Raw genomic sequence first — 24,877 nt, forward strand, 5'->3', positions numbered from 1 at the left:
GAGATTCTCTATGCTTTCTAGGTTCTCCCATACTCGTCTTACTTGGCTTTGTATAAAGTTGATAGTTTCAGTATCTTTTCCTCGCCAATGAATAGCTAAGCTAACAGGCTTCTGTTCAAGTAGCCCTGTCAAACCTAGCTCCTCGATATGCTGCCTAGCTTGAGCAAGTACTTTTTCTAGATGGCTATCGGAAAGCTCCAGTGTGTATTTACCTTTGTTTGTGAGATGCTCCCAACCATGCGAACCAAAGATTTCTGGCAAAGGGTTTAAGTTTAAGAGAGGGATCAGATCCTTGATTGCACGTCCACTAATAATAATTAGCTGCGTTGTTTGAGTTTGACAAATCTCATCTAATAACTCCTTAACACCAGGATAAGGAAATGCTTTATCTCGTTCGACATGGAAAGGAGCAAGAGTTCCATCGTAATCAAGCAAAAGTATACGTTCTTGGGCTTGCGAAAGATTGTCGAAAAAGGAATCTAAATTTACATTCGACGATAAAAGTTGCATAGCCATACTGCGTATCTATAAGCTCTAATTATAACTTCATAGCTCTCTCCCTATCCTCACTGTAAACAAATCCTTCGCCACCTACAGGTTCTAGGACTGTAAAATATGCCGCATAACAATGTTATTAGAGAGTTAGTTTCCACATATTGCCCCTATCAGTGTGAATAGGCAGAAAGTTTCGGTATATCTGCCTCAATTCGCCAGATCTCTGGAAACTTTCCATATATTATTCGGATCCGGGTGGATAGCTAAAAAGCTTTGCCACATTTTTACTATAGTACGCACCTGATCAAGCCGCCTAATGGCCCTTTCTAGTTGCCCGCGCCGCAACCCCTCCACGACTACATATCCTGTGGAAACTCTTTCTACACACAGTATCCAAGCCCTTCGAGGGGTTTGGATGCGACTTCTAGATAGAACGGCAAAATCAGGCTTTGAGACAACTAGCACAAGCTAGCACAGGCCAAATTCAGTCCATTTTTCAGTGCTACTGGCACAGAGTATTTGGAATAGCAAGGTTTTCCGCGATTCCATGCCAAACCAAGCAGGCTTATTGAAGATTAGAGCCTGTCATTAAAATGAAATTGCTTGGGTGTGGGTCTCTGAAGTGAGGCGATCACGATATTAGAGGCCAGCCGCTTCGAAAATGTCAGCCGCCGTCACGGCCAACTCGGGGAACGTCATTGAAAAAATGAGATCGCCCCCGCGAAATTGCTGGAGCTGATATTCTCCATTGATCAGGGTGTACACCGAAACCGTCGGCGTTTTGGGCGAGCCAATGTAGCGGATAGCCCCTACCGCCAGGTAATCCACAATCCAGTATTCCAGGATCCCCAGGGCTTCGTACTCAGCCAGCTTATAGAGATAGTCATCGCGCCAGTTGGTTGAGCTAACCTCTACCGCTAGCTGAATGGGTTCCTCTAGGGCTGCATAGGCTTTGGGGTCAGCTGCCCAAACGTCTTTGTCAATCACGCTGACATCGGGAGTGCGGCCCTGCACCAGGCCATCATCGCGGCGGGTTTTGACCGAGGCAAACCGCGAGACCTTGTAATTCAGGCGATCGCGCTCAACCTGATCGCGAAAAGCGTCGTATATAAAATCGGCTACGTCGTCATGGGCACGGGTCGCCATCAGCTGAACTCGCTCCCCATTGACCAATTCATAGCGATTGCCATCGTCAGGCGTTGTCTCCAGAAAATCTAGAAAGCTGAGCGGTGGCGCAATGGCTTGAGTCATGGTGACGAAGAGCCCCAGCTAGGTAGCAAGCAACAACATAGAGTGCTTTCAGTGTAGCGCTCGGCGAAATCAGCAAAACCTTTGGAAAGGATGGTGCGAGGGCCGGTCGCTAAGCCACCGGCAACGAAAACGAAAACCGGCTGCCCTCTCCCAGCTGGCTTTCCACGGCAACAGCACCCCCCTGCAACTCCACTAGGTCTTTCACAATCGTCAGCCCCAACCCCTTGCCGCCTGGGTTGCACCGCTGCGCCGCCTCAGAACGCTGGTGCAGCTTAAACACCTCCTGGAGGTCAGCCGCCGTAATCCCCAGGCCAGTATCGACAACCGCCGTCCAGACGAAATTACGCTTCACCTCAACCTCGACCGCGATGCTGCCCTGGGGCGTGTACAGCACTGCATTCCTCAGCAGGTTTTCTAGAATCTCATAGACCTGGTCCGGATCAGCCCACACCGAAGGCAGAGCGTCAGGACATCGAACCGGTATCGTTCGGCCTCGGGACTCCGGCAGCGACGACACCAGCTCCACCACCTCACCGATGATGACGGGCAGCGAACACACCTGGCAGCGCGTTGGTAGATAGTCATCCATCCGCTTTGAATAGTCCGAAATCGCCTCCGCCAGGCGGTTCACCCGCTCGATTTGCCGCAGCTGCTTGCCCAACAGGTCAGGCGTCAATGGCCGAGCCCCCTGGCGGGCCAACTCCAAATCCCCCTTGAGTACCGTCAGGGGCGTGTTGATCTCATGCATCAGCACGGCCAGCCGCTGTCGCCGCCGCTGTTCCACCGTCTGTAGACTCATCGCCAAACGGTTAAAGTCAACTGCCAACCGCCGCAGCTCCGGCACATCGCTCAGGGGGGCTCGTGCCTCCAAGTCACCCGCCATAAACGCCGCCATCGCCTGCCGCAACGCCTTGAGCGGCCTGACAACAATTTCCCCCGATGACAGACTCAGAAAGACGGCCATCGTGATCACTGCCAGACCGACTTCTAATCCCCCCTCTGCAAGCGAGGGATAGATCGCTGTAAGGCTCAGTGCAATCAGCACCCCGAGCCCCAACGTCAGAATGTGGGAGGTTAGCAGCTGCATCTGCAACGGCGCAGAGCGCCAGGCCTGCCTAATCGATTGCATCTTCAAACTTGTATCCCACCCTTCTTACCGTTTTGACCAACGGGTTCACCCCCTCCGGCACCTGTAGTTTCGAGCGAATTTCTTTGCGCAGCCTAAAGATGCAAGAATCGACCGTACTGTGGTCATCCCCAGGGTGGTCGAGACCCCAGATATCGTCCAATAGCTGTGACCTGGGATAAACCTGACCCGGCTGCTGGGCCAGTTTCGCCAGCAGGTCAAACTCCAACGCCGATAGCACCAGGTCAACCCAATCGCCGGTCAGCGACGCCCGGACGCTGCAACGCCTGTGGGTCTGATGCAGCCGCAGATATTGATGCTGAATTAGCGCCGCACCGGCCCCGACCGCGTGGTCTTCATGGTATAACTCGCGCCGCAGCAGCGCTTGCAGCCGAGCGATTAACAGATCGGTGTCAAAGGGCTTAGTTATGTAGTCATCGGCCCCGGTAGCAAGGCCCGAAAGTTCATCGGTCTTCCCCCGCCGCGCCGTCAGCATCAAAATGTAGGGTTCTGGCCTCAGTGCCAGCCGCCGGACACGGGTACAGACTTCAAGGCCATTCATACCAGGCAGCATCAAATCCAGAACGATGACATCGGGCTGGATCTGCTGGCATAGCTCCAGCCCCCGCTCGCCCGTCTCGGCCCAGTAGCTGGTGTAGCCCGCCGCCTGAATGCAGGCCTGAATGGTATCGGCCACATCCGCGTCATCTTCAATGATCAGTACAACGGCCATAGCAATCGTCAGAGTAAGGAATGGTCAGCACCGCCGGTACCAGCGGTGCCTTACCTAGACTAGAGACGGAGGTGTGGCCGAGTCGGTTCTCAGAACGAGGCTAAAAATCATCCAGGCCCGCCGCCGCCAGATCCATATCGACATCAATAAACGGGTCAGGGTCAGCCCGCACCGGCGACAGCGACTCCGCCGCCCTCGGCACCGCAGACAGTGGCTGAGACCCAGGAGCCTGAGCCATAACGAGCACCGGCGAGGCCCCAGAGATCGCCAAAAACCGGTTCTGGATCTGTAGACTGCGCAGCTGCATATCCTCCAACAGGGTTTGAGCCAGAGCCTGAAGCTCCGGCTGGCTCAGCTCTGGTTCCAACGCCCAGGGTAGGTAAAACACCTTCAGCGCCCTGAGCACAGCTTCCCGCAGCGATATCGCCGGGTTCGTTTTCAGATAGGTGAAGAGCCGCCCCGCATCCGAATCCACTTCCACATCCAGGCGCAAGATCACCCGCTGCCGACGGCTCATGCCCCCACCTCCTGGAGCGCCTTGGTGTGGGCATAAGCCCTGGTGGCCAACCACTTCACCCCGCCATAGCAGTCAGCAAAGCGCACCTGGTCGATTGCAGAGGTGACCTCCTGAAGCCGGTACGCCATTTCTTGAGCAAGATCGGGCAGCCAGTTGGGCGTCGCACCGGGCAACGTCGCCAGGTAGTCCGTCAGATGAGGCCGCAGTAAGGTGGCCGCTGTACCACCACCAATTAGCACCTCATACTCCGTCAAATCGAGGGCGGCAAAATGCTCGCTCAGGTGGTGACGCACCTGCTCCCAGTAAAACGCCTCCGCCTCCTGCCTGCGCTGGGCCAGCGGAAACACCTTGCCCGGCTGATCGGGAAACTGCACCGCCTCCTGCTGGGTTAACAACGCCTGCACCAGGTAGGGATTCTCCGGTTCACAGAGCGTTTGAGCCACCGCTTCAAGGAAAGCGACATAGCCCAACTTTTCAGAATCACTGGGCTTCCCTGTTGGGGGCTTGCCCTGGCGAAACACCAGAAAGCTCAAATCTCGATGGCCAATCATCAGCACGACATAGTTTTGGCGGCTGGCCTGCTGCTGCTGCGCCAGGTGCTGCTGCTTGCGCCAGAGCACCAGCCCCGCCGCCTCCGGCAGCACCTTAACGCTATCGATCTGGAGATCGTAGGCCTGTCCGCGATAGAGAAAGCGACCCGTTTCTTGCAGCCGCTGGGTTAACTCCTCGGCCTCAGATAAGTACTCCTCAAAAGGCAGCGCGATGCCGATATCCAGATGCAGGGTTTCTAGGTGATGGGTGTGGGCCATTTCCCCCACCGCACCCAGGCTGCGGAGATGGGCCAGGGTGCTCTTGCGCAGGGTGGCCGTAGATTTGTTGGGACGCCCCTCGGCATCATCAGCCAGGGCATAGGCCTGATTGTTCCACTGGAGATAGGCTCCAGCCCCTAGACCACCGCCGTACTCCTGGCCCTGGTGACGCAGCACCTCCAGCTCCGAGGGTGGCAAATCCGCCACCTTAGGTGGACAGGCATAGCCGTAGCAGCGATTGCCATCGGTTAAACAGGCCTTGGTGCCCGACATCCCAAGGTCGATAAAGAGTTGATGGGTAGCCATCGAGGGTTCCTCCAGCGAAATGGGCGATCAGCGTTAGACGCGAACCCCATGTGACCAGTCTGGGGTAGAGGCGTCAGACGTCGTTAGATGGTTTCTTCAGCGAAATGGGCAATCAGCGTTAGACGTGAGCCCCAGATGACCAGTCTGGGGTAGAGGCGTCAGACGTCGGTGATTGGCGTGCGATCTGTCCCGACTATAGAGACCAACTTTCACCGACTCCGTGCAGCCCGTGCACGGGTTCTGCGAGATTCCTTTCTTACGGTGATGGTTACACCCAGGAGGAGGACGCTCTCCAACGGTCTGACACGATGCCACCGCTACCGAGATAAAACCTCCTAAACCCCACCTAACCAATGGTTGAGGGACGTTCAGCCCCATGCTATCGATGTGCTCGGTCTCCGCTGCCCAGGCCGAAACCTACTACGAAAAAGACGACTACTACACCGCATGTACCGACGCGGCTCGCTCAACTGCTCGCTGGTATGGCCAGGGCGCAAGCACCCTCGGACTCCAAGGCGAGGTTAAGCCCGAGGACTTCAAAGCCCTGCTCCATGGCACCGCCCCCAACGGTGAATGCCTCCATGCCCGCGCCATTGATCCCACCCGGCACCGGGCCGCCACCGACTACACCTTCTCAGCCCCCAAGAGCGTCTCCATCGCTGGGTTGGTGCAAGGCGATCCGCGAGTGATTGCTGCTCATAACCAGGCCGTCGATACCGCCCTAGAGGTTTTACAGGAGCGCTTTGCCCAGGCTCGCGTCAGCACCCCGGAAGGACGGCAGCGGGTAGTGACCGGCAACATCGTCGCGGCAGTGTTTCAGCACGACAGCAGCCGCGAACTCGACCCGCAGCTCCACAGCCACTGCGTGGTGATGAATACTACCCAGCTACCCGATGGAACCTGGCGCAGCCTCAGCAACGAAGAGATTTTGGCCAACCAGATCCTGCTGGGAGAGATCTATCAAAACGAGCTGGCCTACCAACTGCGGCAGAGCGGCTACGACATCGACCCCCAAGGCAAAGGGCAATTTGAGCTGAGCAACTACAGCCAGCCCCTGCTCGGCACCTTCTCCACCCGCACCCGCCAGATTGAAAATTACCTCCAGCAATGGCAGAAGAGCCTGGATGAAACCCAGGGCACCCCGCTCCATGCCAGCCAGAAAAAGCAGGCAACCCTGCGCACCCGCAAACGAAAACAAGCGGTTCCCCGCGAGGTGCTGCTGACGGCCTGGCAGCAGCAGGTTAGCGATCAGAACCTTACTCTGCCCGAGGTGCCGCACCAGGAGCGAGATCTATCCACTGCCGCCCACCAGCAGGCCGACCAGATGGCCCGCGCGGGCACCGCCCACGCCTCAGAGCGAGAGTCAGTCTTTCGCCGGGGGAAGGTAGAACGCTTTGCCCTAGAACATGCCCTGGGTGAAATGCCCTTGGCCACTCTGTCTCAGGCGATTGCGGCCCAGGGCGAGCTGCTGTCCGTCGAGGCCACCAAGGATAAGTACACCACCACCGCAGCGCTGCACCGAGAGCGAGACACCATTCAACTCATGCACCAGGGGCAGCATCAGTGGGCACCGATTCTGAGCGAGGCCGAACTTCAGGAGCAGTTGCCGCAGTGGCCAACCCTGAGCACCGGTCAGCAGCGGGCGCTCACCCTGGCCCTGACCAGTAGCGATCAGATGTTGGCCTGGCAGGGCTTGCCGGGCAGCGGCAAGACCTTTGTGTTGCAGGCCTTCAAGCAGAGCGCAGAAGCTCAGGGTTTTTCAGTGCGAGGATTTGCCCCGAGTGCCGAAGCGGCCAACGTGCTGGGCAAAGAAGCCGGGCTGCCGACCGATACCGTGGCCAGCCTGCTGCACGCTCCAGCACCTGATCAAGCACCTGGACAGCGAGAAATCTGGGTCATTGACGAGGCCGGACTGCTCTCCGCCAAAGATGCCCATGGGCTACTGAGCCTGGCCGTGGAGCGCCAGGCCCGCGTCATTCTGGTGGGCGATACCCGCCAGCTCTCGGCAGTGGAGGCGGGCAATCCGTTCAAGAGCTTGCAGGCCGGGGGCATTCAAACCGCCTTCCTTGATGAGTCTCGACGCCAGAAGACAGCGGCCCTGAAGCAAGCGGTTAACCTGCTAGCCACCGACCAGACGGAAGCCGCCTTTCAAACCCTGGTCGGGGCGGGCTCGATTCAAACGATCAAATCCCCGATAGCACGCCTCCAGCAGGTGGCCACCGACTATCTAGCCCAGGGCGAGACAGAGCGCGACAAAACCCTGCTGCTCGCCGGAACCAACCAAGAGCGCCTGGCCCTCACCGCCCTAATTCGCACAGGGCTTCAGGCCCAGGGCCAGTTGAATGCCGACGGCTTTACCCTGGCCTCCTTGCGGCGAAAAGACATGACCCAGGCCCAGGCAGGCTATGCCGCCCACTACGCCAGCGACGACATCGTCATCGTGAACCAGCCCTACAAACGCCAGGGCCTGGCGAAGCAGCAGCCCTACCAGGTGATCCAGGTCGATGCCCGCCGCAACCGACTTACCTTGGCCGGTGAAGCTGGTCAAACGCTGGAGATTGACCCAACGGCTTGCCCCAACAAGACGGTCTATACCCGCCAGGCGATCCCCGTTGCCGTGGGCGATCGCCTGCGCTGGACGCGCAACGACCGGACACAAAACCTCCGCAACGGGCAGGCCTTTACCCTGACCGCCATCGATGCCCAGGGCCAGGCCGAGATCCGCTACCCCGATGGCCGCCATGACTCGGTGGATCTAAACGGCTTGCAGTATGTCGATTACAGCCTGGTAAGCACCACCTACAGTGCCCAGGGCAAAACCGCCGACCGGGTGATGGCGCTGATGGATGCCACCACCAGCCAGGAGTCGTTTTATGTGGCCGTATCACGGGCCAAATACCAGCTCTCGCTCTATACCGCCGATTCAGATGAGCTGCTGCGCCAAGCGCAGCGATCCTCCGCCAAGGAGAACGTCAGCGACTATGTCCCGCTCTTTAATTTGGTGAATACCCATGCCCAGACCTCGGAAAGTACCCCCGCCGCCGCCCCCTCAGCAGTGGGCGATCGAGATGCCGCCAGGGATCTTGGCCGACGCGCTGGTGAGCGCGTTGCAGCAGGCCTTGCTACCGCTCCAGCAGCAGATTGCGGGGCTCCAGCAGGACAACGCCCAACTGCGCTCTCAGATCGAGACCTTAGTGCGCCACCAGGCCCAATCGGATCAGGTGCTGAGGCAGATGACCACCGACCACAGCCACCTCCAGCAGACCTTGAACGCATTGCTGAAGGGGCTAGAGACTGGCAGCAGCAGCGACAGTTCCAAGCAATTGCAGGTACTCTTATCGGCCTTAGTGACACAGCTGAACGAGTTAAGTCAGCGGGTGAGCAGCAATCTCGATGGGCAGGAGCGATCGCTCGCCTTGCTCATGAACTCGCTCGCGACCTTGAACGACGACGCCAGCAGCGGGAGCAGCGGGAGCAGCGGGAGCGGATCAGCGCCGAGCAGATGATGTGGGCTGAACGCCTGGTGCCGGAGGTGAGAGGTATCCTGACCCTAGCCAGGAGGGCTGGCCAAATGGAGCAAACCGGGCCTGAAACCTGGGTGCTCAAGGGCCGACACTACATGCTGTCGTTTTGCCAAGCAACCGATACGATCTCCCTGGTCGCCCAGGATGGTCGCGGCGAGCTACTCCGCCTTCAGCGGCCCCAGGGGGCCTGGCAACCGCAGCTGGCCCAGGGCCTCACGGTAGAAGATGTTGGCCAGCTCCAAAAGGCCCATCGGCTGCTGCATCAGGCGACGCAGGCTCCCCAGCGCTCCCGCCAGGTCGAAATGGAACGCTAGGGCGAAGCTTGCTCCCCTGTCTTGGCCGTCCCCTTTTTTCCTAAAAAGCGGTTCTAAGAGGGTGACCGGAAGGTAGTACCCCATAGGTAAGGATGGCTGAATCCTATATTCAGCAAGGAATATCAAGTTTTACAGCCTTCTCGAAGGCGCTAAGTATATATACTCATTGAGGGCTGGAATACTTATTCTCCCGTGGATTGTGGGTTGAAATCCTGTGAATAACCAGGATACTTTGGCATTCAGAAGCTAGCTTCATTGATCGAAACCCTTTTAGAAAAAGGATTACAACCATCCTTACCTTTTTAGGGCTACCATCAAGGGTTTCAGCGCTTGCCCAAAAAAATGTCCGGACTATTGCTGGTATAAATGTTACTAGCTGGGAACACTAAGGCTACTTACCAATTACCAAGCACGCCAACTCTTCGTTGGAGCTGACCACCGCTTAGCCCGACGACGCTGGCTAAGCGGTGGTCATGGCTCAACATTGTCATTAACTTACTCAAATTAGTGTTGGGGAGGATGTCATAAAGTTGTTTATCAGAATCTTACAACTAGTTTATTCAGAGGGAACTGTAGAGTAAATTAGCAGCAATGTTTTTACGTAGACTTTTGTTCGAAAAATGTTGAATCTTCATAGAGTGTATGAGAGTAGTTGTTCATCAACCATATTTCTTGCCGTGGTTAGGATACTTCAGTAAGTTGGCATTTTCTGATGCATTTATCATTTTGGATGATGTTAATTTTAGAAAACGCCATTATTATGACAGAACGAGAATTGTTAATATGCATGGTGAGATTCAATGGCTGGGGCTTCCTGTAGGAGAGAATTTTCGAGTGAAATGCTGCGATGTCATAGTTCGAGATGACTCCTTCCGTTCTGCACTTGTCGCAACTATTGCTCATTCCTATGCGAAGGCACTCAAATTTGAAGCAGAAATCGAACCGATCACACAAATCTTGTTGAGTTCTATTTGTGCCAAAAGTAGTCTGGTAAAGGTGAACATTGATATCATTTTGAGCTTACTTGGTCATCTGAAAATCCCTAAGCCTCAAATCTTCTATTCAAGTTCTTTTGCAAAACCTGAAGATGCTACTGCAAGAATAGTGGCTTTATGTCAACAGGTAAATGCTTCTGAGATTGTTATTGGAGGCGGCAGTAGTATAGATATTCATAACTGGCAACAGGTTAGATCGTCTGGCATTCGTGTTTTTGTTCAAGACTATATGGCTAGTCATCCCATATATCAACAGACACGAAGAAGACTTGTCCCTTTTCAGCCTGGACTTTCTATAATTGACAGTCTATTAAACGTTGGAAGTGATCAAACTTATGAGCTAATCACTAGCTCAATTTTTACTCCCCAACCCTTTGAAGAATGAGGATATTTTCATGGAACCTACAGTTCAACACGTTGAGTTTACGAGTGCTACTTCAAACGTTCTTCTTCGAGGTCGATTTGTCTTACCATCCTCACCTAGTTGGAATTTACCTTTAGTTATTATGCTTACTGGTGATGGGCCGAAAGGAACAAAAAGCTTGAGTTGGGCAAACATGCCTCCACGTCTTTGCAGTTATGGTATTGCTTCTTTTTTGTTTGATTTTGAGGGGCTTGGTTACAGTGAGGGTGAAAGATCAAAGCTTACTGTTTCTCGTGGCATAGACAACTTCAAAGCAGCATTTACTTTAGCTCGTTCTCAAGGATGGGTTGATACAGAGCGAATAGGGATTTTTGCAGCAAGTTTTGGAGCGACTGTGGCACTCCTACAGCCCGATATTGTCAATCAAGCTAAGCTGGTTGGACTTAAGTCTCCTGCAAGCTTCTTAGCTGACGCTTATGCCAACGAGTGTAGTGTAGGTGAACTAGACAAGTGGATAAAAGATGGCTTCTCTTCCGAGTTAGGTTATGACATCGAAGTTCTTCAGGATGCTTTACGACATAACGTATATTCATGCACACAGAAAATTCATTCGAAAACACTCATTTCACATGGAAATAATGATGAGATTGTTCCCTTCCATCAAAGCAAGTTTTTACTTGCAACTTTACAGGGGGAAAAGCATTTAGAGGTTTTCCCAAATGTAGGACATAATTATTCTGAAGAGGGAGCATGGGAAAAAATGGCAAGTTTATTTATTAGCTGGTTTCATAATGGCTTTGTGATGCCTAATAATTGAATGGCAGCTAGATTGAGTTTCCTATGAATAAGCTTCTGCGCTCATTGGATCTGGGCATACTTGCAATAATTGCACTAATTTCAATTAGTCTCACCATCGTCGACTTCTTTAAGTTTGGAGAGCAAAATACTAATTATCCATTTATTACGCTGTTCTTGTTAAGTACAATAGCACTCCATCTAATCGTCGCCTACTTCCTACAACAAGATTTTCACGGAAATACGCTTTCGTTACTTCAGCGCATCAGTGAAGAAGTGAATGTGACAGACTTTCGTGTTTTTAGTGATTCTGTAGAACTTGAAACTTACCTGGCGAAACGAATGCTCGAGGCGAAAAATTCGATATGTGATCTCTCATGGAAAGCTAAAATAAGTGAAGGCTTTTCAGCAAGCAGTCGACAGGTAGCACATGCGTATATGGATAAATGCATTGCTGAAGCATCAGATAGAATTGCTTACCGTGAAATATTTATGTTTAATGATTCACGGCGAATAGATAAACTTGAAAGAAGGTTGAAAGAAAATAAGTCGGGATACTCATGTAGATATTTTAAGGAGAACAGTTCCATTCCACGATTGCAATTCGTTATTGTAGATGATGAAGAAGTATTATTCTTTGCCTCATCACCTTACTCGCCATTGTGCGCAATTCGTAATCAAGAGCTATGCCGAGTTTTTCGCTCATATTATGAAACGACTTGGAACTCAGCGATTCCGATTAAGGATGGATTAAGAATGGATGGTAAGCAAATTAGTCTCATCCGTAATCTTAGAAAGAACATCTAAGCTCGACTTTATTCAATCAGGTGGCTTGGCAGAGTAGTTCAGTCGAGGTGTCGGAGATAGGGCGAGGGACTTTCACGTACTCAGGGGCGTCTAATGATTTCCGGAAAAGCCGGGAGGCCCACAAGTAACGACGTTAAACCGCCTAAAATCAATCTATTTGCTGAAATATCGACTTTAAAATGGGCAGAATAACACTTCTGGGAGGTAGCTGAGGTGACTACCGATCAAGCTGAGTGCTCAATGGCCTTAACCTGCTGAAGGCTTGTGGATGGAGTAGTTGTCTCCCGGCGCAACCAATCGAAAACTGCTACTCTCCCTGGGCCACGAGCGTCAACATGTACTCACGGGCCTCCTGGGGCATGACATCCAGCAATTTCTCCATGGTGTCGACATTGATATTTTGCCCGGACTTGAACCTGCTAATCTGCGCATTAGTGACGCCGCTTCGTTTGGCCAAGTCAGAGCCCCGTAGCTCATAGCGGAACATGGCTTCGCGGAAAGCAGTGGAAAATTTCATGGAGCTGTTCATTAACATCGCTGTCTGTGAGTTGGCCTTCATCTGGTTAGAGCGCCATTCACAGTACGCCATACACTCTACGCAACAGTCTCTACCCCAGGGCGAAACAAAAGCCTCCGGCCTAGCTGGCTCCACCACACCGGTCGGATGGCAGCAGCCTTTGGGCACCGATCGCACCCTCGATCAGATTGGCCAGGGCCAGGTGCGCAGCGGCAGGGGATAGGGCACCCGATCGCATCCCTCCCCGCGATCGCACCCTGAGATCGGGGCATCCTAGTGGACGAGAGCGCTACCGACGGCGGTAGAGACACAACTTGGTATAGCCCCTACAGGCACCGATGCCAGTGGGGGCTTTGTTTTGGGTCGGTGTGACGCCACTTACCGCCAGTTACCGCCACTTAACCGCCAGGGCTCTCTGCCTCTGCCTCCTTGGACGTCATTAGACGTCATGGGGCGACACCGAGCGTCAAACGGCGCAGCCGCCCTAGCCGCGAGGGTAGCTACGCCCTAGGAGGGCTACGCTTCCGAACCGTTCAGACACTACGCCATCCCTGGCGGGGTGAAATGCCCCTAAACTTTACCCACCAGGCGTTTTAGCGATTTTCGGGGGCAGACTGATCGCAATAGACTCTCTGCCCCTGCCCTACCGGCCAAGGCCCCTTTGATGGGTTGTAAGGGGTGGTGGCGGCGGCAATAACCAACAAAATGCCCCCAGCAATCGCCAGGGGCAGAGGTGAAATTCTATTTACGCTAGACAGCTTACCCCTGCTATCGCCCCCACTGCCAAGGGTTTACTTCTCCAAGTTCTGCTGCCTTAGCCGGTGAAACTTCTCCGCCGCGCTGTCGGCATAGCTCTTAATCGACTCATAGCCCGCCTGGGGGCGCGTATCGTGAGCCAGCTCAGGATTGCCTGAATACCACTCCGCCGCCACCCGCTTCACCGCCGTGTTCATATCGTGGCCCGCCTGAATCTGCCGCTGAAGCGCACTCTCCAGCTTGGCCCCCACGATCTGCTGCTGAATCTCAGGGTTCTGCAAAAACTCTTGGGGCGACACATCGCGGCCCAACACATCGTGATCCCAGCCGCAGTTGCTCTTCGGTTTGCCGTCCCAGGAACAGTTGAGATTCTGCGGCATCACCTGCCCCAGGCCCAGCGCCCCGGTGTCAGGGTTGACGGCGGTGTGGTCACCGCCCGACTCCTTGGCAACAATTGCCCGGTAGAGCGCAATCGTATCCCCCACCCGCTCATGGGGCTTGCGGCCATTCAGCGCCCAGACCAAGTAACCCTTCTGCGGAGCCTGGGCCACGCCCCCTTGCAGCTGCTCCCAGTGCAGGTGAGCGCCCGTGCTGCCGCCCGTGTTGCCCGTCTTGGCCACCACCGCCCCGGCCCGATGCTCACCCCCTTTGCAGTGAGACAGGTGAGCCGCCCTAAAGGTGATCTCAGGGAACGCCGAACTGGTCATATCCGCCACCGTGCCATAGCCCTTGGGGTCGCTCCAGCAGCGCACCGACACCCGATCCCCCGCATAGCCGATCGCATGAACCTGCACCCCCTCAGGCGTCGGCAGGTCAATACCCGAGTGCATCCGCATCTCCTGGTGGATCGGGTGCATCCGCATTCCAAAGCCCGAGTTGACCGTATAGCCCGCGATCACATCGCCCTTGCTGATCAGGGCTTTGAAGTCATCGTCGTAAAAACCAGCCACCGCCTCAGCCACGGCGCTGACTTTCCGGAACCGCGCCCCCCAGGTTTCATTCGTCTCCTGATCGACCATCACCCAGGCTGAGGTGACGATCGCCCCCACGCAGCCCAGCTTGAGCACCAGCTCGCCCGCCTGCATCGCCGTGCCGATGACGTAACGCCAGGTCGGCGGCAGCTCCGACCAGTGGGGCTTATAGTCCTTAACGGTTGAGTTCACTGTGAGTCACCTCCCCCTCCGTCACCGTCACATCAAGGGCCAGGCCGTTGTCCAAGGCCCAGCGATAGATCCCGTTACCCAGAGCGCAGGCAGGTTGCCCCAACCACTCCAGGGCCACAGATTCCGACTCCCCCACCAACGCCTTGCGCAGCTCAGCTTTCGTCGCATCGAGGGCAACCGGGTCAGGGGCCACCGCCACGCAGGCTTGTAGACGAGCATCGTTACCCTGCACCCTGTTCACTAGCTGCCACGCCGCAGGCTGATGAGTGTTGACCCACGACCTCACTCCATAGACCGGGTTGTAGAACTGCCCCCGGCCCGGCTGCTTGAGGTCTAAAAACGCAGCCCCGACGAACAACGCCGCCAGGGCCAGCAGGTACCGGGTTCTGATCCGCCAGAACAGCATCGCTACTCCCCGACCTTCACAGCGCGGGTATAGGGACGTGTTTCGATGGGCTGTCCCACTCGCTCTTCCCCGGTCAAGACCTTGTGAGCACTGCCCGCGATGCTCTGAGTCGGCACCACCAACATCGCCCCGAAATTGGTCCCCGCCACCACCGGGTTCCAGATGTCGCCCCCGGCTTTGACCGCCGAACCCTGTAGGACATTCAGCCCCGCTGAGAGCACAAACAGCCCGCCCCACACCGAAATGAAAGCTCCACCCATGGTTTGCAGGGGATGGTTCTTAAAACAGCTCAGAGCAGCGCGAAGAACTGGAAACACGCTCCAGGGATCCGTGCTAGGCGTGATAACAAAGATCGGCTTGCGCTTGCCGCTGGTGGCATCGAACCAGCCGCCATCCTGCACGTTAGAGCGCATGGCATTGCGCGGCGCGAGCTGGACGCCGCTGCCCCGCCCCGGCGAACTGAGCTGAGGCGTGATGTCGATGATTTGCCCGTCGATGATCTCAGGGCCGTTGTTGCCGTTAGCAAGTTGATTGTTCTTAGAGCTAGCCATTAGGAATTTTCCTCAATGATGGATTTGATGCGGTCGAACAAATCGGAGCCCTCCTGGTACTTCTTGCCGGTGCAACCCAACACCTCTTTGATGACTTGGGAGCGGGGCATGCCCTGGGCTAACGCGTTGGTTACCGCGATGATCAGGGGCAGATCCGGGGCTAAAGAGGGGTCTGGAAACTTGGAAACTTTCGTTTCACCCAGAGGTGAAAGCCTTACTCCGTCTTCGTTTCCGTCCGTTGCCCCTGCCGTTGCAGGGGCGTAACTCGGTTTCGGCACTTCATAGGCCACCATCGGCAGCCATTCCTTGATTTCTGAGTGGTAAAAAGCAGCCTGCTTGGGCGAGAACGAACGCTCAAAAACCACCTCATCCTCGATTGGCGGAATGCTGGTGTCCGACTTCCGCAGGCTCTCCAGATGGCTCTGGCTGCTGGGAGTTTGAATCGTAAGCAAGTCAAACGTGGCTCTCATGCCGCCGCTGACCCCGATATCGCCCACCAGCGACGACTGAGTAATCGCCCACAGCGCCCGGTCGTCCGTCTCCCCCGACGACAGCTCCATCGTCAGCTGCGATTTTAAGAACCCCTCGTACCAGGTCTTGAAAGCCGTCTTCATCATCGCCAGCTCGTCGATGATCAGCACCTTGGGCCGCTGGGGCAGCTGCCGCCAGGCAAAGATGAATTTCTGCATCTGGTCGCAGATGTCGTCGATATCCTCCTTGGATTCCAACGAGTCAGCCATGAACCCGAGCACGTTGTCAGCCTGCTCCCAATAGGCGTGCTCCTTGGGGTGGTACTTGGGCTGAATCACCCACACCACCGCGCCCTGTTTCACCTGGGCCTGCCGGTAGGCGTGAGCCACCGTCAACCCCTTGCCAACCCGAGGGTTAGCCGAGATTAAGGTAGGCCGCATACGAGCCGCGAGGATAGCGGCAGGGTTGCCCACCCTGAATGACTCAGTCGCTCCAGCGAAAGGCACCTGCCCATTCCAGCTCTGGGGTTCTGGCGCGATCTGGGGGCCTGCGATCGCCACCTTGGGCTGCTCTCCTCCCAAGGCCCAAGCCACCCCACAGCCGACGGCCACAGCTCCAAAGGCAATCGCCGCAGGCAGATAGGGATAGGTTTTCTCGTAGCGAATCTGAGCCCCATTGGCAAAGGCCTCCAGGTCAGCGGGAGTAAGGTTGCTGGCAGGCCGTTGTAGCCCACAGAACAACCCTAGAGCAGCGGCCCCAATGGAGCCATAGAGCAGATGGTTAGTCTCTAACTTCATGGGCCTGCACCTCTTCAGACAAAGAGTGTTGGCGGTCGTGGTACTGCACCAGGTTCTCAATCGCCACCACCGCCAGGTTGGTTGGCGGATCTTGGGGCAGCGCCGCCATCGACCGAGCCACCTCCACGGCCTCGACTCGGAAGAGCGCCGCATTAGCCTGTCGCCAATCGCGATCGCCCTTGGCGGCATCCAACATCACCTGGGCATCGCGCTGGTAACGGTTGAGGGGGCAAATGAGCTGCTGCTGGTAGCAGGGGTCAGTGGGCTTTAGAACGTCTTGTTCTGCCTGCTGGCGATAGCGATAGGCCTCATTGTTGAGCACCGACCGACCGACGTCGGCCAACACCAAACGGCTGTCTTCGTAGTTGCCCGAGAGCCGGTCTTGAGCTGCTGCCAGCACGTTCTCGTAGTTAGGGGCGGGTAGTTCACTTTGATAGGTGCCCTCGTCGCCAGTACGGCCCGACTGAGCGAAGGCGAAGGCAATGCCGGAGAGGGCCGCCACTGCAATGCCACCGGCAGCCCAGTAACGACGGTTTTGCCACCAGGGAACGGGAGTTAGGTAGATGTTTTGGATAGGCGATGCACCGCCAACGACCTCGCGACGGTATTCGAGGGGGACGGCAGGGGGAGTGAATTTAGCTTCCATGGCGTTATAACCAGAGTTACGGCGTTAACAGGATGAAAACGGCGGTTATCAGGGCTAAACCCCCTAACCAGCAGCAGCGGTATCGGGCTCGGCGGGCTTTCCCAGGCTTTGTAGCTGCGCTAGAGCATCGGCTAGGGATTTGGTTTCGTCTGTTTGAGCAGCATCAATCTGGCTAGTCTGCAAGCGGTAGAGGCGCTGCTCTAGGGCTAGATCTTGGGCCTTAGCGGCGATCTTGCTTTGGGCTTGTTTGGTGGCTTGTAGGCGTTGCTCACGGGCGGCGATGTCATCGGCAAGTGCCCCTTGAATCAGATCGGCAGTCTGCAAAAACTGCTCGGCTACGGCTAAGGGGTCGTCAATCACCAGCGCTTCAGAGTCCCGAAACTGGGCTAGGTCTACGGTCATGCCTTGGTAATTGGGCAAGTCGATGCTGGTGCAGTGGTTGCCAGCGTGGATTGTTAGGCCCCCAACAGTGGGTTCGGGATGGGCCGCAGGGGGGCAGAACTGCGCGATCGCAGCTTCTACAGCAGCGGGGCTAAGTCCGTTGCTGGTGCTGTAGCCGTTGTCATTCAACCAGCGGCGCACGGAGGTTTTAGGCAGGTTGCCGTTCTCTTTGCAGAACGAATGAAGGCTTATGGATTCGGTCATAGCTAAAAGTCCTTTAGTCCGTTACCGGTACGGGTTTGGCGCGGCATGGCACAGCAAACAGTGAGCCAATTAGGTCTAGCCCTGTACCTATGCCGTTTTGAGTTTGGTGCAGCCGTTTCGAGCTTGGTCAGATGGTAGCATAAAGTATTCTATAGTAGAATACTTTTACCCTATACAGGATACTTGAGGTAAATTTGATGCAACCGTTCAAAATGGAGGGGTTAAAACCGCTATGACTGCCACAATGCCGACTAATAAGGCCAAGCTAGGGGTCTATGTAGACCAAGAACTGAAAGCAGATGTCGAGAAGCTTGCAGAGCTGGAAAGTCGTAGCGTGAGCAACTTTATAGAGATTTTGCTGAAAGAGCTTGTGGCTAATGCCAAGGCAGAAGGAAAGTTGAAATGACCCAGAGCAGTGATCGCCTAGCCCAAATAGAAGCCATCCTGGCCGAAAATGCTCGGCAGCTAGTAGAGACACGGCAGCTAGTAGAGAGCACGCGGCAGATCTCCGACAGCAATGCCCGCGCCATTGAGGCATGGGGCAGCCGTATTGAGGAGGTGCAGGTAGACACCGAAGAGGCCACCAGCTCTACTAGAGCCGATCTGGCTGTGCGGATTGAGGACAACGCCCATAACCAGGGTATTGACCGGGTACGCTTTGACCAACTGCATGAGGAGCACACCCAGCGCTTCAATACTCTGTTGGAGGAAGCCAGAGCAGACCGGGCAGAGATGCGGGCAGCCCGTGAGGCCAACACCACAGAGCACCGGGCCTTCACACAAAACATTCAGACCCTGCTGGCCGAAATCGCCCGGCTGTGGCAGCGGGTGGCAGGATGACCAAGGGAGACAAAGCCAAGGGCGCTACAGTTGCGATCGGCCCGTTGGCGATTGCTGGGTTTCAGATGCCCGAAGGCTCTTACCGGATGAGCATCACCAGCGCGGCTGAGGCGGTTGGGACTGCTCAACAGAACGGATCAAACTTTTTGCGCTTGAATGCCTTCAAAGCCTTACAGGTCAGTAGTTACACGCCACAAACTTCTGATCCGGGTAAAGCCTACGCAGAACACGATGTCCTGCACAAACAAGTAGCCCAACTAGAACAGCAGCTCCACGACGCTGGTCTAGAGCCCTAGCAGCTACCGCTGATTGAGCGGTAACCACAGTCTTTTGTTGCACGTTAGGAGGCCGATACCAACCCCAAAACCCCAGTGAAATCAAATACCTAGAGTCTGCTTGCCCGGTGTAGACACCTGTACTATGATCCGGCAATGATTGACGCCCCGCTGGGCTGACCACCTAGCGATCGCGTGAATCAGTGTTAAGCGTCCTGACCAGACCCTTAATACGCAAAAAGAACCGGCAGCGAATGCCACCGGCTCTTTAAAAAGCGAAAGCCCGAGAGGACCAGTTCCCGAGCCGCGCGCAAATTGATTGTGTGGCTATGGTAACACCGGATCTCTCTCGGGGCAATACCCATTGCTCTTTTTTAGGAGAGAGAGGCCCCCCATGACCGCATCTATAGGATGGGGCGAGGAGTTGCGTAAGACTCCTCGTTCCGAACCCCTCCCCGCTGACCCCACCGGCCAGCGGCTGTGTGAAATCTTTGGCCACTACCCTTGGAGCTTTATCCGCGCCGACCTGCCGGATGACGCCACCGCCAAAGCCGCTTGGACAACCGTTAACACCTATCCGTTGCGGCCTCGGGTGCTGTGGAACCAGTGGCAAGACGCCAACCAGCTGATCGGCGTTCGCTTTACCCACGACACCCGCTACGCCCTACTCGACCTCGATGCCGGTGGCGACTACTGTACCGCCGAAGGCGTCGCCCAGATCCGTGCCGCCCTAGAGACCATAGGCATCACCCGCACCCTGCTGATTCGCTCTAGCTGGAGCGGTGGCCTGCACCTCTACCTCCCCTTTGCGGAGCTGGTTAACACCTTCAACCTGGCCGTCACCCTCAAAGAGTGTCTCCAGAGCCAGGGGTTTCGGCTTCAGGCGGGGCAGCTCGAAATCTTCCCCAATGTCAAAGCCTACGGTGTTCAAACCTTCATCGAATACATGGGCCACCGGTTGCCCCTCCAGCCGGGCAGCGGCTCCTGCCTGCTCGACGATGCCCTCAACCCCATCGGCAGCAGCCTAGCCCGCTTCTTCTGGCTTTGGGATGGCGCAGCTGGCCACCAAGACATGGATGCCCTGCGCCATGCGATGAAAATTGGCCGCGACAACCACCGCAAGCGACCCAAGCGCCGCAGCCACCCCGTCGAGAGCTGGCGATACGACCTCGACCTTGAGATTACCGAAGGCTGGACCGCCTACGGCCAGACTAATCACCTGCTCAAAACCATCGCCTGCTACGGCCGCGTCTTTGAGGGTCACGAAGGCCAAGCTCTGATTGACTACACCCTGCGCATCGCCCTCACCTGCCCCGGCTACGAACAGTACTGCCGTCACCAGCACGACATCGAGCGCAAAGTCACCGCCTGGACCAGAGCCGTAGAAGGCTACTACTGGCCCCTGGGCACCACCCCCACCCGCGACACTAGCCAGCCCAAAAACAACCTGGTGCCCTTCAACCAGCAGCAGGCCGAAGATGCCCAGCACCGCATCTGTACCGCCTATGCCGAGCTAGAGGAGGCAGGAGAGCTGCCCGAGCAGATTACGGCCCGAGCCAAGGCGATCGCCCAATCGGCCAAGGTCAGCCAGCAGACCCTCTACAAGCACCTCAGCCTCTGGCACCCTGCCCACCAAGAGAGTGTAATAGCCCAGCTAGCAAGCCTTCTAGCCTCTGAAGAGGTGAATTCTGAAGCAAGGCCAGAATCGCCAGAACCCCGAGAAATTAAGGAATTACACCCCTTGGGGGGATATATGAAGGGTAAGGCGCTTTGCGCCGGTGATTTGGGGTCGGATCAAAACTCTTTTTCTCCGGAAAGGGGGGTGCGGGGGGATGGGCCAACTTTTCCACAGGAGGCAGAGCCTGCGGCCTACGACCCAGCCCTGCATGAGCAAATTCAGCACCAGATTAGGAGCCTGGGGTGGTCTGCGCCGGTGATTGGGCAGTTCATTGCTGACCAATTTGGGGGCAAACGCTGGTCTGAGCTGACGGAGGATGAGCGTTTATTCCTGCTCTATCATCTGCGTGTAGTTGATAGATAAACAGGGTGATGCAAATTAGAGGGTCTAGGTACCTCAAACCCTTACCCATAAGTCTTTTCAGGGTGACCCGAATTAGTATGAAAGAAGGTGATTACTCGTTGTTAGGCTATCGCGGTCACAGAGGCGAGTTGTCCTGCTCAGCTCCAATTTCCCTAATGGCTGCATCTAGTTCCATCTCCAATTGCTCAGCAGTGGGTAGACATCCCTGTAAGGCTGGCGGCAGTTCTTCACGCAGTTTGTAGGTGGCTACACCAATGGGGTTCTGCACTGCGTCCAAGGCAAATTCAACGGTGGTGCGCTTCTTGGACTTACACAAGATCATGCCAATGGTGGCTTCGTCCCTCTCGTCGCGTAGCAGGTGGTTGACAGCGCTGATGTAGAAATTCATCTTGCCTGCATACTCCGGCTTAAACTCCGTCACCTTGAGGTCTATGACCACGTAACGATGTAGCTTCAGGTGGTAGAACAGTAGGTCAATAAAGTACTCGTAGCCGTCTACCTCAAGCCGGTATTGGCTGCCTACAAAGGCAAAACCTACCCCTAGCTCTAGCAAAAAGTCACGGATGCGCTCTACCAGAGCCCGCTCCAGGTCACGCTCCTGCACCTCATCAGCAAGGGCTAAAAACTCGAAATTGTAGGGATTTTTTAGCAGGTCGCGGCTCAGGTCTGACTGTTCAGGTGGCAGGGTGCGCTCAAAGTTGGTAATAGCACCACCCTGGCGGGTAAACAGATTGGTGTCGATCTGTAGATCTAGGATGTTGCGGCTCCAGCCAAATTCAACGGTTTTGCGGGCATACCACAGACGCTGTTCTGGGCTGTTGAGTTTGTTGAGCAGCGACTGGTTATGCCCCCAAGGAATTTGTGCTATGACCTGTAGCACTATTTGCTCATCGGGGTAGGCCTCGGCCAAAGCCCTCATATATTGCAGGTTTCGAGGAGAGAATCCCTTCATCTCTGGAAACTCGCGGCGGAGGTCTTTGGAGATGCGGTCAATGACCTTGCTGCCCCAACCCTGCGATAGCTGGCGTTCCACAATCTCTTGGCCTATGTGCCAATAAAGCATGATCAGCTCCTGGTTGACAGCCAGGGCAGCCTTGAGTTGCGCTCTACGGATGCGTTGCTTTAGGCCATTAATCAGGGCAAAGTAATTTTCGTCTTCGGGAAAAAGGGCAGGGGGTTGGGGCATAGCGCAACAGTCATTTGGTGGATCAGCGGCCATAAAGAGACGTGACCAGCGCAGAAATTCTGAATCTTGTAACCACTGTTCTACAAGGGCTTCAAGAGATGTGGCCCATTTTCACACGAATCGGTGCAATACCCGAATTTGTGCACCAGCCTGGTGCACAAATCGTTCATCAGGCCAGGCTTCGGCGAAGGCCCAAATATACTTGAGATTGCGTGGTGAAAAGCCCTGTCTGTGGGTTGGAGTAGTAATGGAACAGAAACCTACGCTAAGCACTTCTAATTTCCGTACCAATTGAACCCCTCTGGCAGAAAGGGGCTGAAACCCTGATATACCGTTTTATTTTTCTGTACCAAATAGTGAGCGATCAAAAAATAAAACCATTCATCCAGATGCTTAAGCATCTAGATGTTTAGACGTGATCGCAGCTTCGGCCACCATATACCTCCATGCCCTCGCCAAGTCAGGCCCTTTTCAATTGGGATGTAATTCTTGTGTTAGACAAACGGTAGTCCTCTTCTAGTCGCTGCCGCCCTTGCGCTTAGATGTCTAAATGCTTGAAAGTTCAAACATCTGAGCGTTTAGGCGTTCAGATGTTTGAAGGGTTTAGGGGTGAGTGTTCCGGTATCGCCACTCTCAGGCCACTCCAGAATCTAATTACGCCAAAGCAGTCAAGCAGCGAACAAAAGCCAAGCCGTTCATTCTGAATTGAATGTCCAAGCGTCTAAACATTTAGACATCTAAACGTCTGAATGCTCTTCGAGCCATGCCGCGATCGCAGACTCGGCAATGTCACTCATCTCCATTCCCTCGTCAAGGCTGGCCCGCTTTAGTCGACGGTGTAACTCTTGAGTTAGATAAACGGTGGTGCGCTTATAGTCGCTGCTGCTGCTCTTTGCCTTAGATGTCGAGATGTCGGGCTGTTTAGATGCTTGAGTGTCTGGATGCTCAGATGTTTGGACATCTGGCAATGGTTCAAAGGGGACAGGTGTTTCTATTTCGGGCTGCTGCTGGGCTGCTTTAAGCAGGTTGGCGAATCGGTTCTGATCACTCACGGTAATATCTCCTTCCCGATCGCGGTGTAGCAGCTCCAGGCGATACCCGCGTAGCTATCGCCTTTCACGTCCTTCACTAGGCATCCATCAAGTGCAGCCCTCTGAAAAGCGTTCAGCCTGCGAATGCCGCCAGTGAATAGAGGAAGCCCCGCGTCGTTCAAAGATGCCCTAGCTTCTGCTCCGGCTGCATTGGGCTTGGGGGGAATGATGGTGAGCAATACCCGATATTCTGCCTTAAGCCCTTGCAGTGGATCTACCATCTGGAGCATAGCCCCCATACTCAGGGCATCGGGGCTGCATGGAATGATTAGTAGGTCGCACCCCTGGGCAAGGCTGGCTAGCTCATCAGACGATGGCCGAGCGGCTGTGTCTATAACAACATGCTCAAACTTACCAGACATGAGCAGCTTGGGTGATCGCTGCTCATCAGCCACGGTAAAGGGGAGGCGATCGCTACCAGCCCACTGGAGAGCAGAGCGGTTGCTGTCGCCATCGACTACCAGCGTTGCCCCCAGACTTTGCAGGTATCCTCCCAGATGAATGGCGGTGGTGGTCTTGCCCACTCCACCCTTAAAGCTGACGACGGTTATGATCACTGCCTCAACTCCTAAATGATGTCGTGAGCATACCAAATGTTTAGGAGTCTGGATGCTTAAACGCTTGAAAGTTTAGATGCTTAAATGTTCAGACATCTAAACGGCTAAACATCTTGCGTTAATGCATGTAAGACTGACAATGACTCAGTGTTCCCGTCTCATTGTTCTAGTCCTGAGACTGATCAACGCAAAACCAAGGATTTTCCGGTGTCTCAGGTGAGACGTGAAACCACCGCATGACCCAATACCCAGAAAGCCCCTAGACACGTTGATCTCTACATGCTCTTTTAGAAAAAGAGCATGTAAGGTGGGGGAGTACTGAGAGCGCTAGGGCCATGTTCACTGCCAACTCATTTACGCTGCAATCGGTCGAATTACCTGAGGCCCGCAAAGTCGATCGGCGTGGTCAGGCTCGACACCTCACCGAGGAAGATCTAGCCCGGTTGTTTGATGTACTGCCTGATGGCAAGTGGCAGACTATTTTTGCGATCGCCTACTTCACCGGATCCAGAATCTCTGAGGTTTTGGCCTTGGATGTTGCCGACATCGGCACCGACCGGATCAGCTTCCGCCGCGAGAATACCAAGACTAAGAAGCCCCGGCGGGCGATGGTGGTTGAAGGTCTACGGCCTTTCCTAGCAGCCTACGATGCGCCCCAGAGTGGTTACCTATTCTCAGCCCGACATAATGCAAAGGGCGGTGGCCACATTACCCGACAAGCCGCCGACCTGGTGTTGCGTGATGCTTGCGCGATGATCGACCTGGATGGGGTCAGTACCCATAGCTTCAGGCGTAGCTTTGCCACCAACCTGCACCGACAGGGCTACAGCCTGGCCAAGATCGCAAGACTGCTAGACCACAGCTCGGCATCAATGACGGCCCGGTATGTGGAGTAGGTG

Annotated in this window: 27 protein-coding genes; 11 read left to right on the forward strand and 16 right to left on the reverse strand. The window is 55.2% G+C overall.

From position 1 onward, the window contains the following. From H6G07_RS25360 to H6G07_RS25385, 6 genes are all read right to left on the reverse strand, one after another. The coding region (locus H6G07_RS25360; protein ID WP_199312445.1) for a trehalose-phosphatase at positions 1-516 on the reverse strand (516 nt) is incomplete at its 3' end. A 618-nt stretch (positions 517-1,134) separates the two neighbouring features. After that, positions 1,135-1,746 (reverse strand): Uma2 family endonuclease, encoded by a 612-nt coding sequence (locus tag H6G07_RS25365; RefSeq protein ID WP_073611152.1) that lies wholly within the window; start codon positions 1,744-1,746, stop codon positions 1,135-1,137. 109 nt (positions 1,747-1,855) lie between these two features. Beyond that, entirely contained in the window at positions 1,856-2,875 is a 1,020-nt protein-coding gene (locus H6G07_RS25370; RefSeq protein WP_073611153.1) for a sensor histidine kinase, read from the reverse strand. After that, positions 2,862-3,605 carry a response regulator transcription factor gene (locus H6G07_RS25375; RefSeq protein ID WP_073611154.1) on the reverse strand — a complete coding sequence of 248 codons (744 nt, stop codon included), beginning with the start codon at positions 3,603-3,605 and terminating at the stop codon, positions 2,862-2,864. Before H6G07_RS25375 ends, H6G07_RS25370 begins: the two co-directional genes overlap by 14 nt. Positions 3,606-3,705: 100 nt before the next feature. Then, positions 3,706-4,122: a hypothetical protein gene (locus H6G07_RS25380; protein ID WP_073611155.1), complete on the reverse strand. Its 417-nt coding sequence runs from the start codon at positions 4,120-4,122 to the stop codon at positions 3,706-3,708. Continuing rightward, complete coding sequence (locus tag H6G07_RS25385; protein ID WP_073611156.1) at positions 4,119-5,237, reverse strand: ParM/StbA family protein; 1,119 nt, start codon at positions 5,235-5,237, stop codon at positions 4,119-4,121. The genes H6G07_RS25380 and H6G07_RS25385 overlap by 4 nt, the downstream gene beginning before the upstream one ends. A gap of 376 nt (positions 5,238-5,613) precedes the next feature. Here H6G07_RS25385 and mobF point away from each other — a divergent pair, with 376 nt between their 5' ends. From mobF to H6G07_RS25405, 4 genes are all read left to right on the forward strand, one after another. After that, complete coding sequence (gene mobF, locus H6G07_RS25390) at positions 5,614-9,075, forward strand: MobF family relaxase (RefSeq protein WP_073611157.1); 3,462 nt, start codon at positions 5,614-5,616, stop codon at positions 9,073-9,075. 642 nt (positions 9,076-9,717) lie between these two features. Further along, positions 9,718-10,455, forward strand: a complete 738-nt coding sequence (locus H6G07_RS25395; protein ID WP_073611158.1) for a WbqC family protein — start codon at positions 9,718-9,720, stop codon at positions 10,453-10,455. A gap of 10 nt (positions 10,456-10,465) precedes the next feature. Then, a complete protein-coding gene (locus H6G07_RS25400; RefSeq protein ID WP_073611181.1) occupies positions 10,466-11,251 on the forward strand; it encodes an alpha/beta hydrolase family protein in 786 nt (261 codons plus the stop codon). A 23-nt stretch (positions 11,252-11,274) separates the two neighbouring features. Next, the gene (locus H6G07_RS25405) at positions 11,275-12,036 is read left to right on the forward strand and encodes a hypothetical protein (RefSeq protein WP_073611159.1); all 762 of its coding nucleotides are present in this window, start codon (positions 11,275-11,277) and stop codon (positions 12,034-12,036) included. A 307-nt stretch (positions 12,037-12,343) separates the two neighbouring features. Here the strand turns inward: H6G07_RS25405 and H6G07_RS25410 are convergent, their stop codons facing one another. Continuing rightward, positions 12,344-12,553, reverse strand: coding sequence for a helix-turn-helix domain-containing protein (locus H6G07_RS25410; RefSeq protein ID WP_171973115.1), 210 nt, complete (start codon positions 12,551-12,553; stop codon positions 12,344-12,346). Between H6G07_RS25410 and H6G07_RS25415 the strand changes: the two genes are divergently transcribed. Both H6G07_RS25415 and H6G07_RS25420 read left to right on the forward strand, forming a co-directional pair. Further along, positions 12,552-12,776, forward strand: a complete 225-nt coding sequence (locus H6G07_RS25415) for a hypothetical protein (RefSeq protein ID WP_073611161.1) — start codon at positions 12,552-12,554, stop codon at positions 12,774-12,776. The genes H6G07_RS25410 and H6G07_RS25415 overlap by 2 nt on opposite strands. A gap of 206 nt (positions 12,777-12,982) precedes the next feature. Continuing rightward, complete coding sequence (locus H6G07_RS25420; RefSeq protein WP_190740810.1) at positions 12,983-13,150, forward strand: hypothetical protein; 168 nt, start codon at positions 12,983-12,985, stop codon at positions 13,148-13,150. A gap of 194 nt (positions 13,151-13,344) precedes the next feature. Here the strand turns inward: H6G07_RS25420 and H6G07_RS25425 are convergent, their stop codons facing one another. The 6 genes from H6G07_RS25425 to H6G07_RS25450 form a co-directional block, all read right to left on the reverse strand. Next, entirely contained in the window at positions 13,345-14,472 is a 1,128-nt protein-coding gene (locus H6G07_RS25425; protein WP_139297220.1) for a peptidoglycan DD-metalloendopeptidase family protein, read from the reverse strand. Beyond that, the gene (locus H6G07_RS25430; protein ID WP_073611163.1) at positions 14,456-14,878 is read right to left on the reverse strand and encodes a hypothetical protein; all 423 of its coding nucleotides are present in this window, start codon (positions 14,876-14,878) and stop codon (positions 14,456-14,458) included. Before H6G07_RS25430 ends, H6G07_RS25425 begins: the two co-directional genes overlap by 17 nt. A 2-nt stretch (positions 14,879-14,880) precedes the next feature. Continuing rightward, complete coding sequence (locus tag H6G07_RS25435) at positions 14,881-15,429, reverse strand: hypothetical protein (protein WP_073611164.1); 549 nt, start codon at positions 15,427-15,429, stop codon at positions 14,881-14,883. After that, the gene (locus H6G07_RS25440) at positions 15,429-16,697 is read right to left on the reverse strand and encodes a hypothetical protein (RefSeq protein ID WP_073611165.1); all 1,269 of its coding nucleotides are present in this window, start codon (positions 16,695-16,697) and stop codon (positions 15,429-15,431) included. The genes H6G07_RS25435 and H6G07_RS25440 overlap by 1 nt, the downstream gene beginning before the upstream one ends. After that, positions 16,681-17,343 carry a hypothetical protein gene (locus tag H6G07_RS25445; RefSeq protein ID WP_073611166.1) on the reverse strand — a complete coding sequence of 221 codons (663 nt, stop codon included), beginning with the start codon at positions 17,341-17,343 and terminating at the stop codon, positions 16,681-16,683. The genes H6G07_RS25440 and H6G07_RS25445 overlap by 17 nt, the downstream gene beginning before the upstream one ends. Positions 17,344-17,406: 63 nt before the next feature. Next, positions 17,407-17,988 (reverse strand): hypothetical protein, encoded by a 582-nt coding sequence (locus tag H6G07_RS25450; protein ID WP_073611167.1) that lies wholly within the window; start codon positions 17,986-17,988, stop codon positions 17,407-17,409. Positions 17,989-18,220: 232 nt separating this feature from the next. Here H6G07_RS25450 and H6G07_RS25455 point away from each other — a divergent pair, with 232 nt between their 5' ends. From H6G07_RS25455 to H6G07_RS25470, 4 genes are all read left to right on the forward strand, one after another. Continuing rightward, the gene (locus tag H6G07_RS25455) at positions 18,221-18,394 is read left to right on the forward strand and encodes a ribbon-helix-helix protein, CopG family (RefSeq protein WP_073611168.1); all 174 of its coding nucleotides are present in this window, start codon (positions 18,221-18,223) and stop codon (positions 18,392-18,394) included. Continuing rightward, on the forward strand, positions 18,391-18,828 hold the full coding sequence (locus H6G07_RS25460; protein WP_073611169.1) for a hypothetical protein: 438 nt from the start codon (positions 18,391-18,393) through the stop codon (positions 18,826-18,828). Before H6G07_RS25455 ends, H6G07_RS25460 begins: the two co-directional genes overlap by 4 nt. Further along, positions 18,825-19,124, forward strand: coding sequence for a hypothetical protein (locus H6G07_RS25465; protein WP_073611170.1), 300 nt, complete (start codon positions 18,825-18,827; stop codon positions 19,122-19,124). The genes H6G07_RS25460 and H6G07_RS25465 overlap by 4 nt, the downstream gene beginning before the upstream one ends. A gap of 373 nt (positions 19,125-19,497) precedes the next feature. Then, positions 19,498-21,144, forward strand: a complete 1,647-nt coding sequence (locus H6G07_RS25470) for a hypothetical protein (protein ID WP_073611171.1) — start codon at positions 19,498-19,500, stop codon at positions 21,142-21,144. A 115-nt stretch (positions 21,145-21,259) separates the two neighbouring features. Here H6G07_RS25470 and H6G07_RS25475 read toward each other — a convergent pair whose 3' ends face one another. The 3 genes from H6G07_RS25475 to H6G07_RS25485 all read right to left on the reverse strand — a co-directional run bounded on the left by H6G07_RS25475 (position 21,260) and on the right by H6G07_RS25485 (position 23,978). After that, on the reverse strand, positions 21,260-22,330 hold the full coding sequence (locus H6G07_RS25475; protein WP_073611172.1) for a PDDEXK nuclease domain-containing protein: 1,071 nt from the start codon (positions 22,328-22,330) through the stop codon (positions 21,260-21,262). 737 nt (positions 22,331-23,067) lie between these two features. Further along, a complete protein-coding gene (locus H6G07_RS25480; protein WP_084173699.1) occupies positions 23,068-23,382 on the reverse strand; it encodes a plasmid partition protein ParG in 315 nt (104 codons plus the stop codon). Continuing rightward, a complete protein-coding gene (locus H6G07_RS25485; RefSeq protein WP_073611173.1) occupies positions 23,379-23,978 on the reverse strand; it encodes a ParA family protein in 600 nt (199 codons plus the stop codon). The genes H6G07_RS25480 and H6G07_RS25485 overlap by 4 nt, the downstream gene beginning before the upstream one ends. A gap of 335 nt (positions 23,979-24,313) precedes the next feature. Between H6G07_RS25485 and H6G07_RS25490 the strand changes: the two genes are divergently transcribed. Beyond that, on the forward strand, positions 24,314-24,874 hold the full coding sequence (locus H6G07_RS25490; protein WP_073611174.1) for a tyrosine-type recombinase/integrase: 561 nt from the start codon (positions 24,314-24,316) through the stop codon (positions 24,872-24,874). Positions 24,875-24,877 lie beyond the last annotated feature (3 nt).

Source organism: Phormidium tenue FACHB-1052 (assembly GCF_014696675.1).
Lineage (GTDB): Bacteria > Cyanobacteriota > Cyanobacteriia > Phormidesmidales > Phormidesmidaceae > Nodosilinea > Nodosilinea tenuis_A.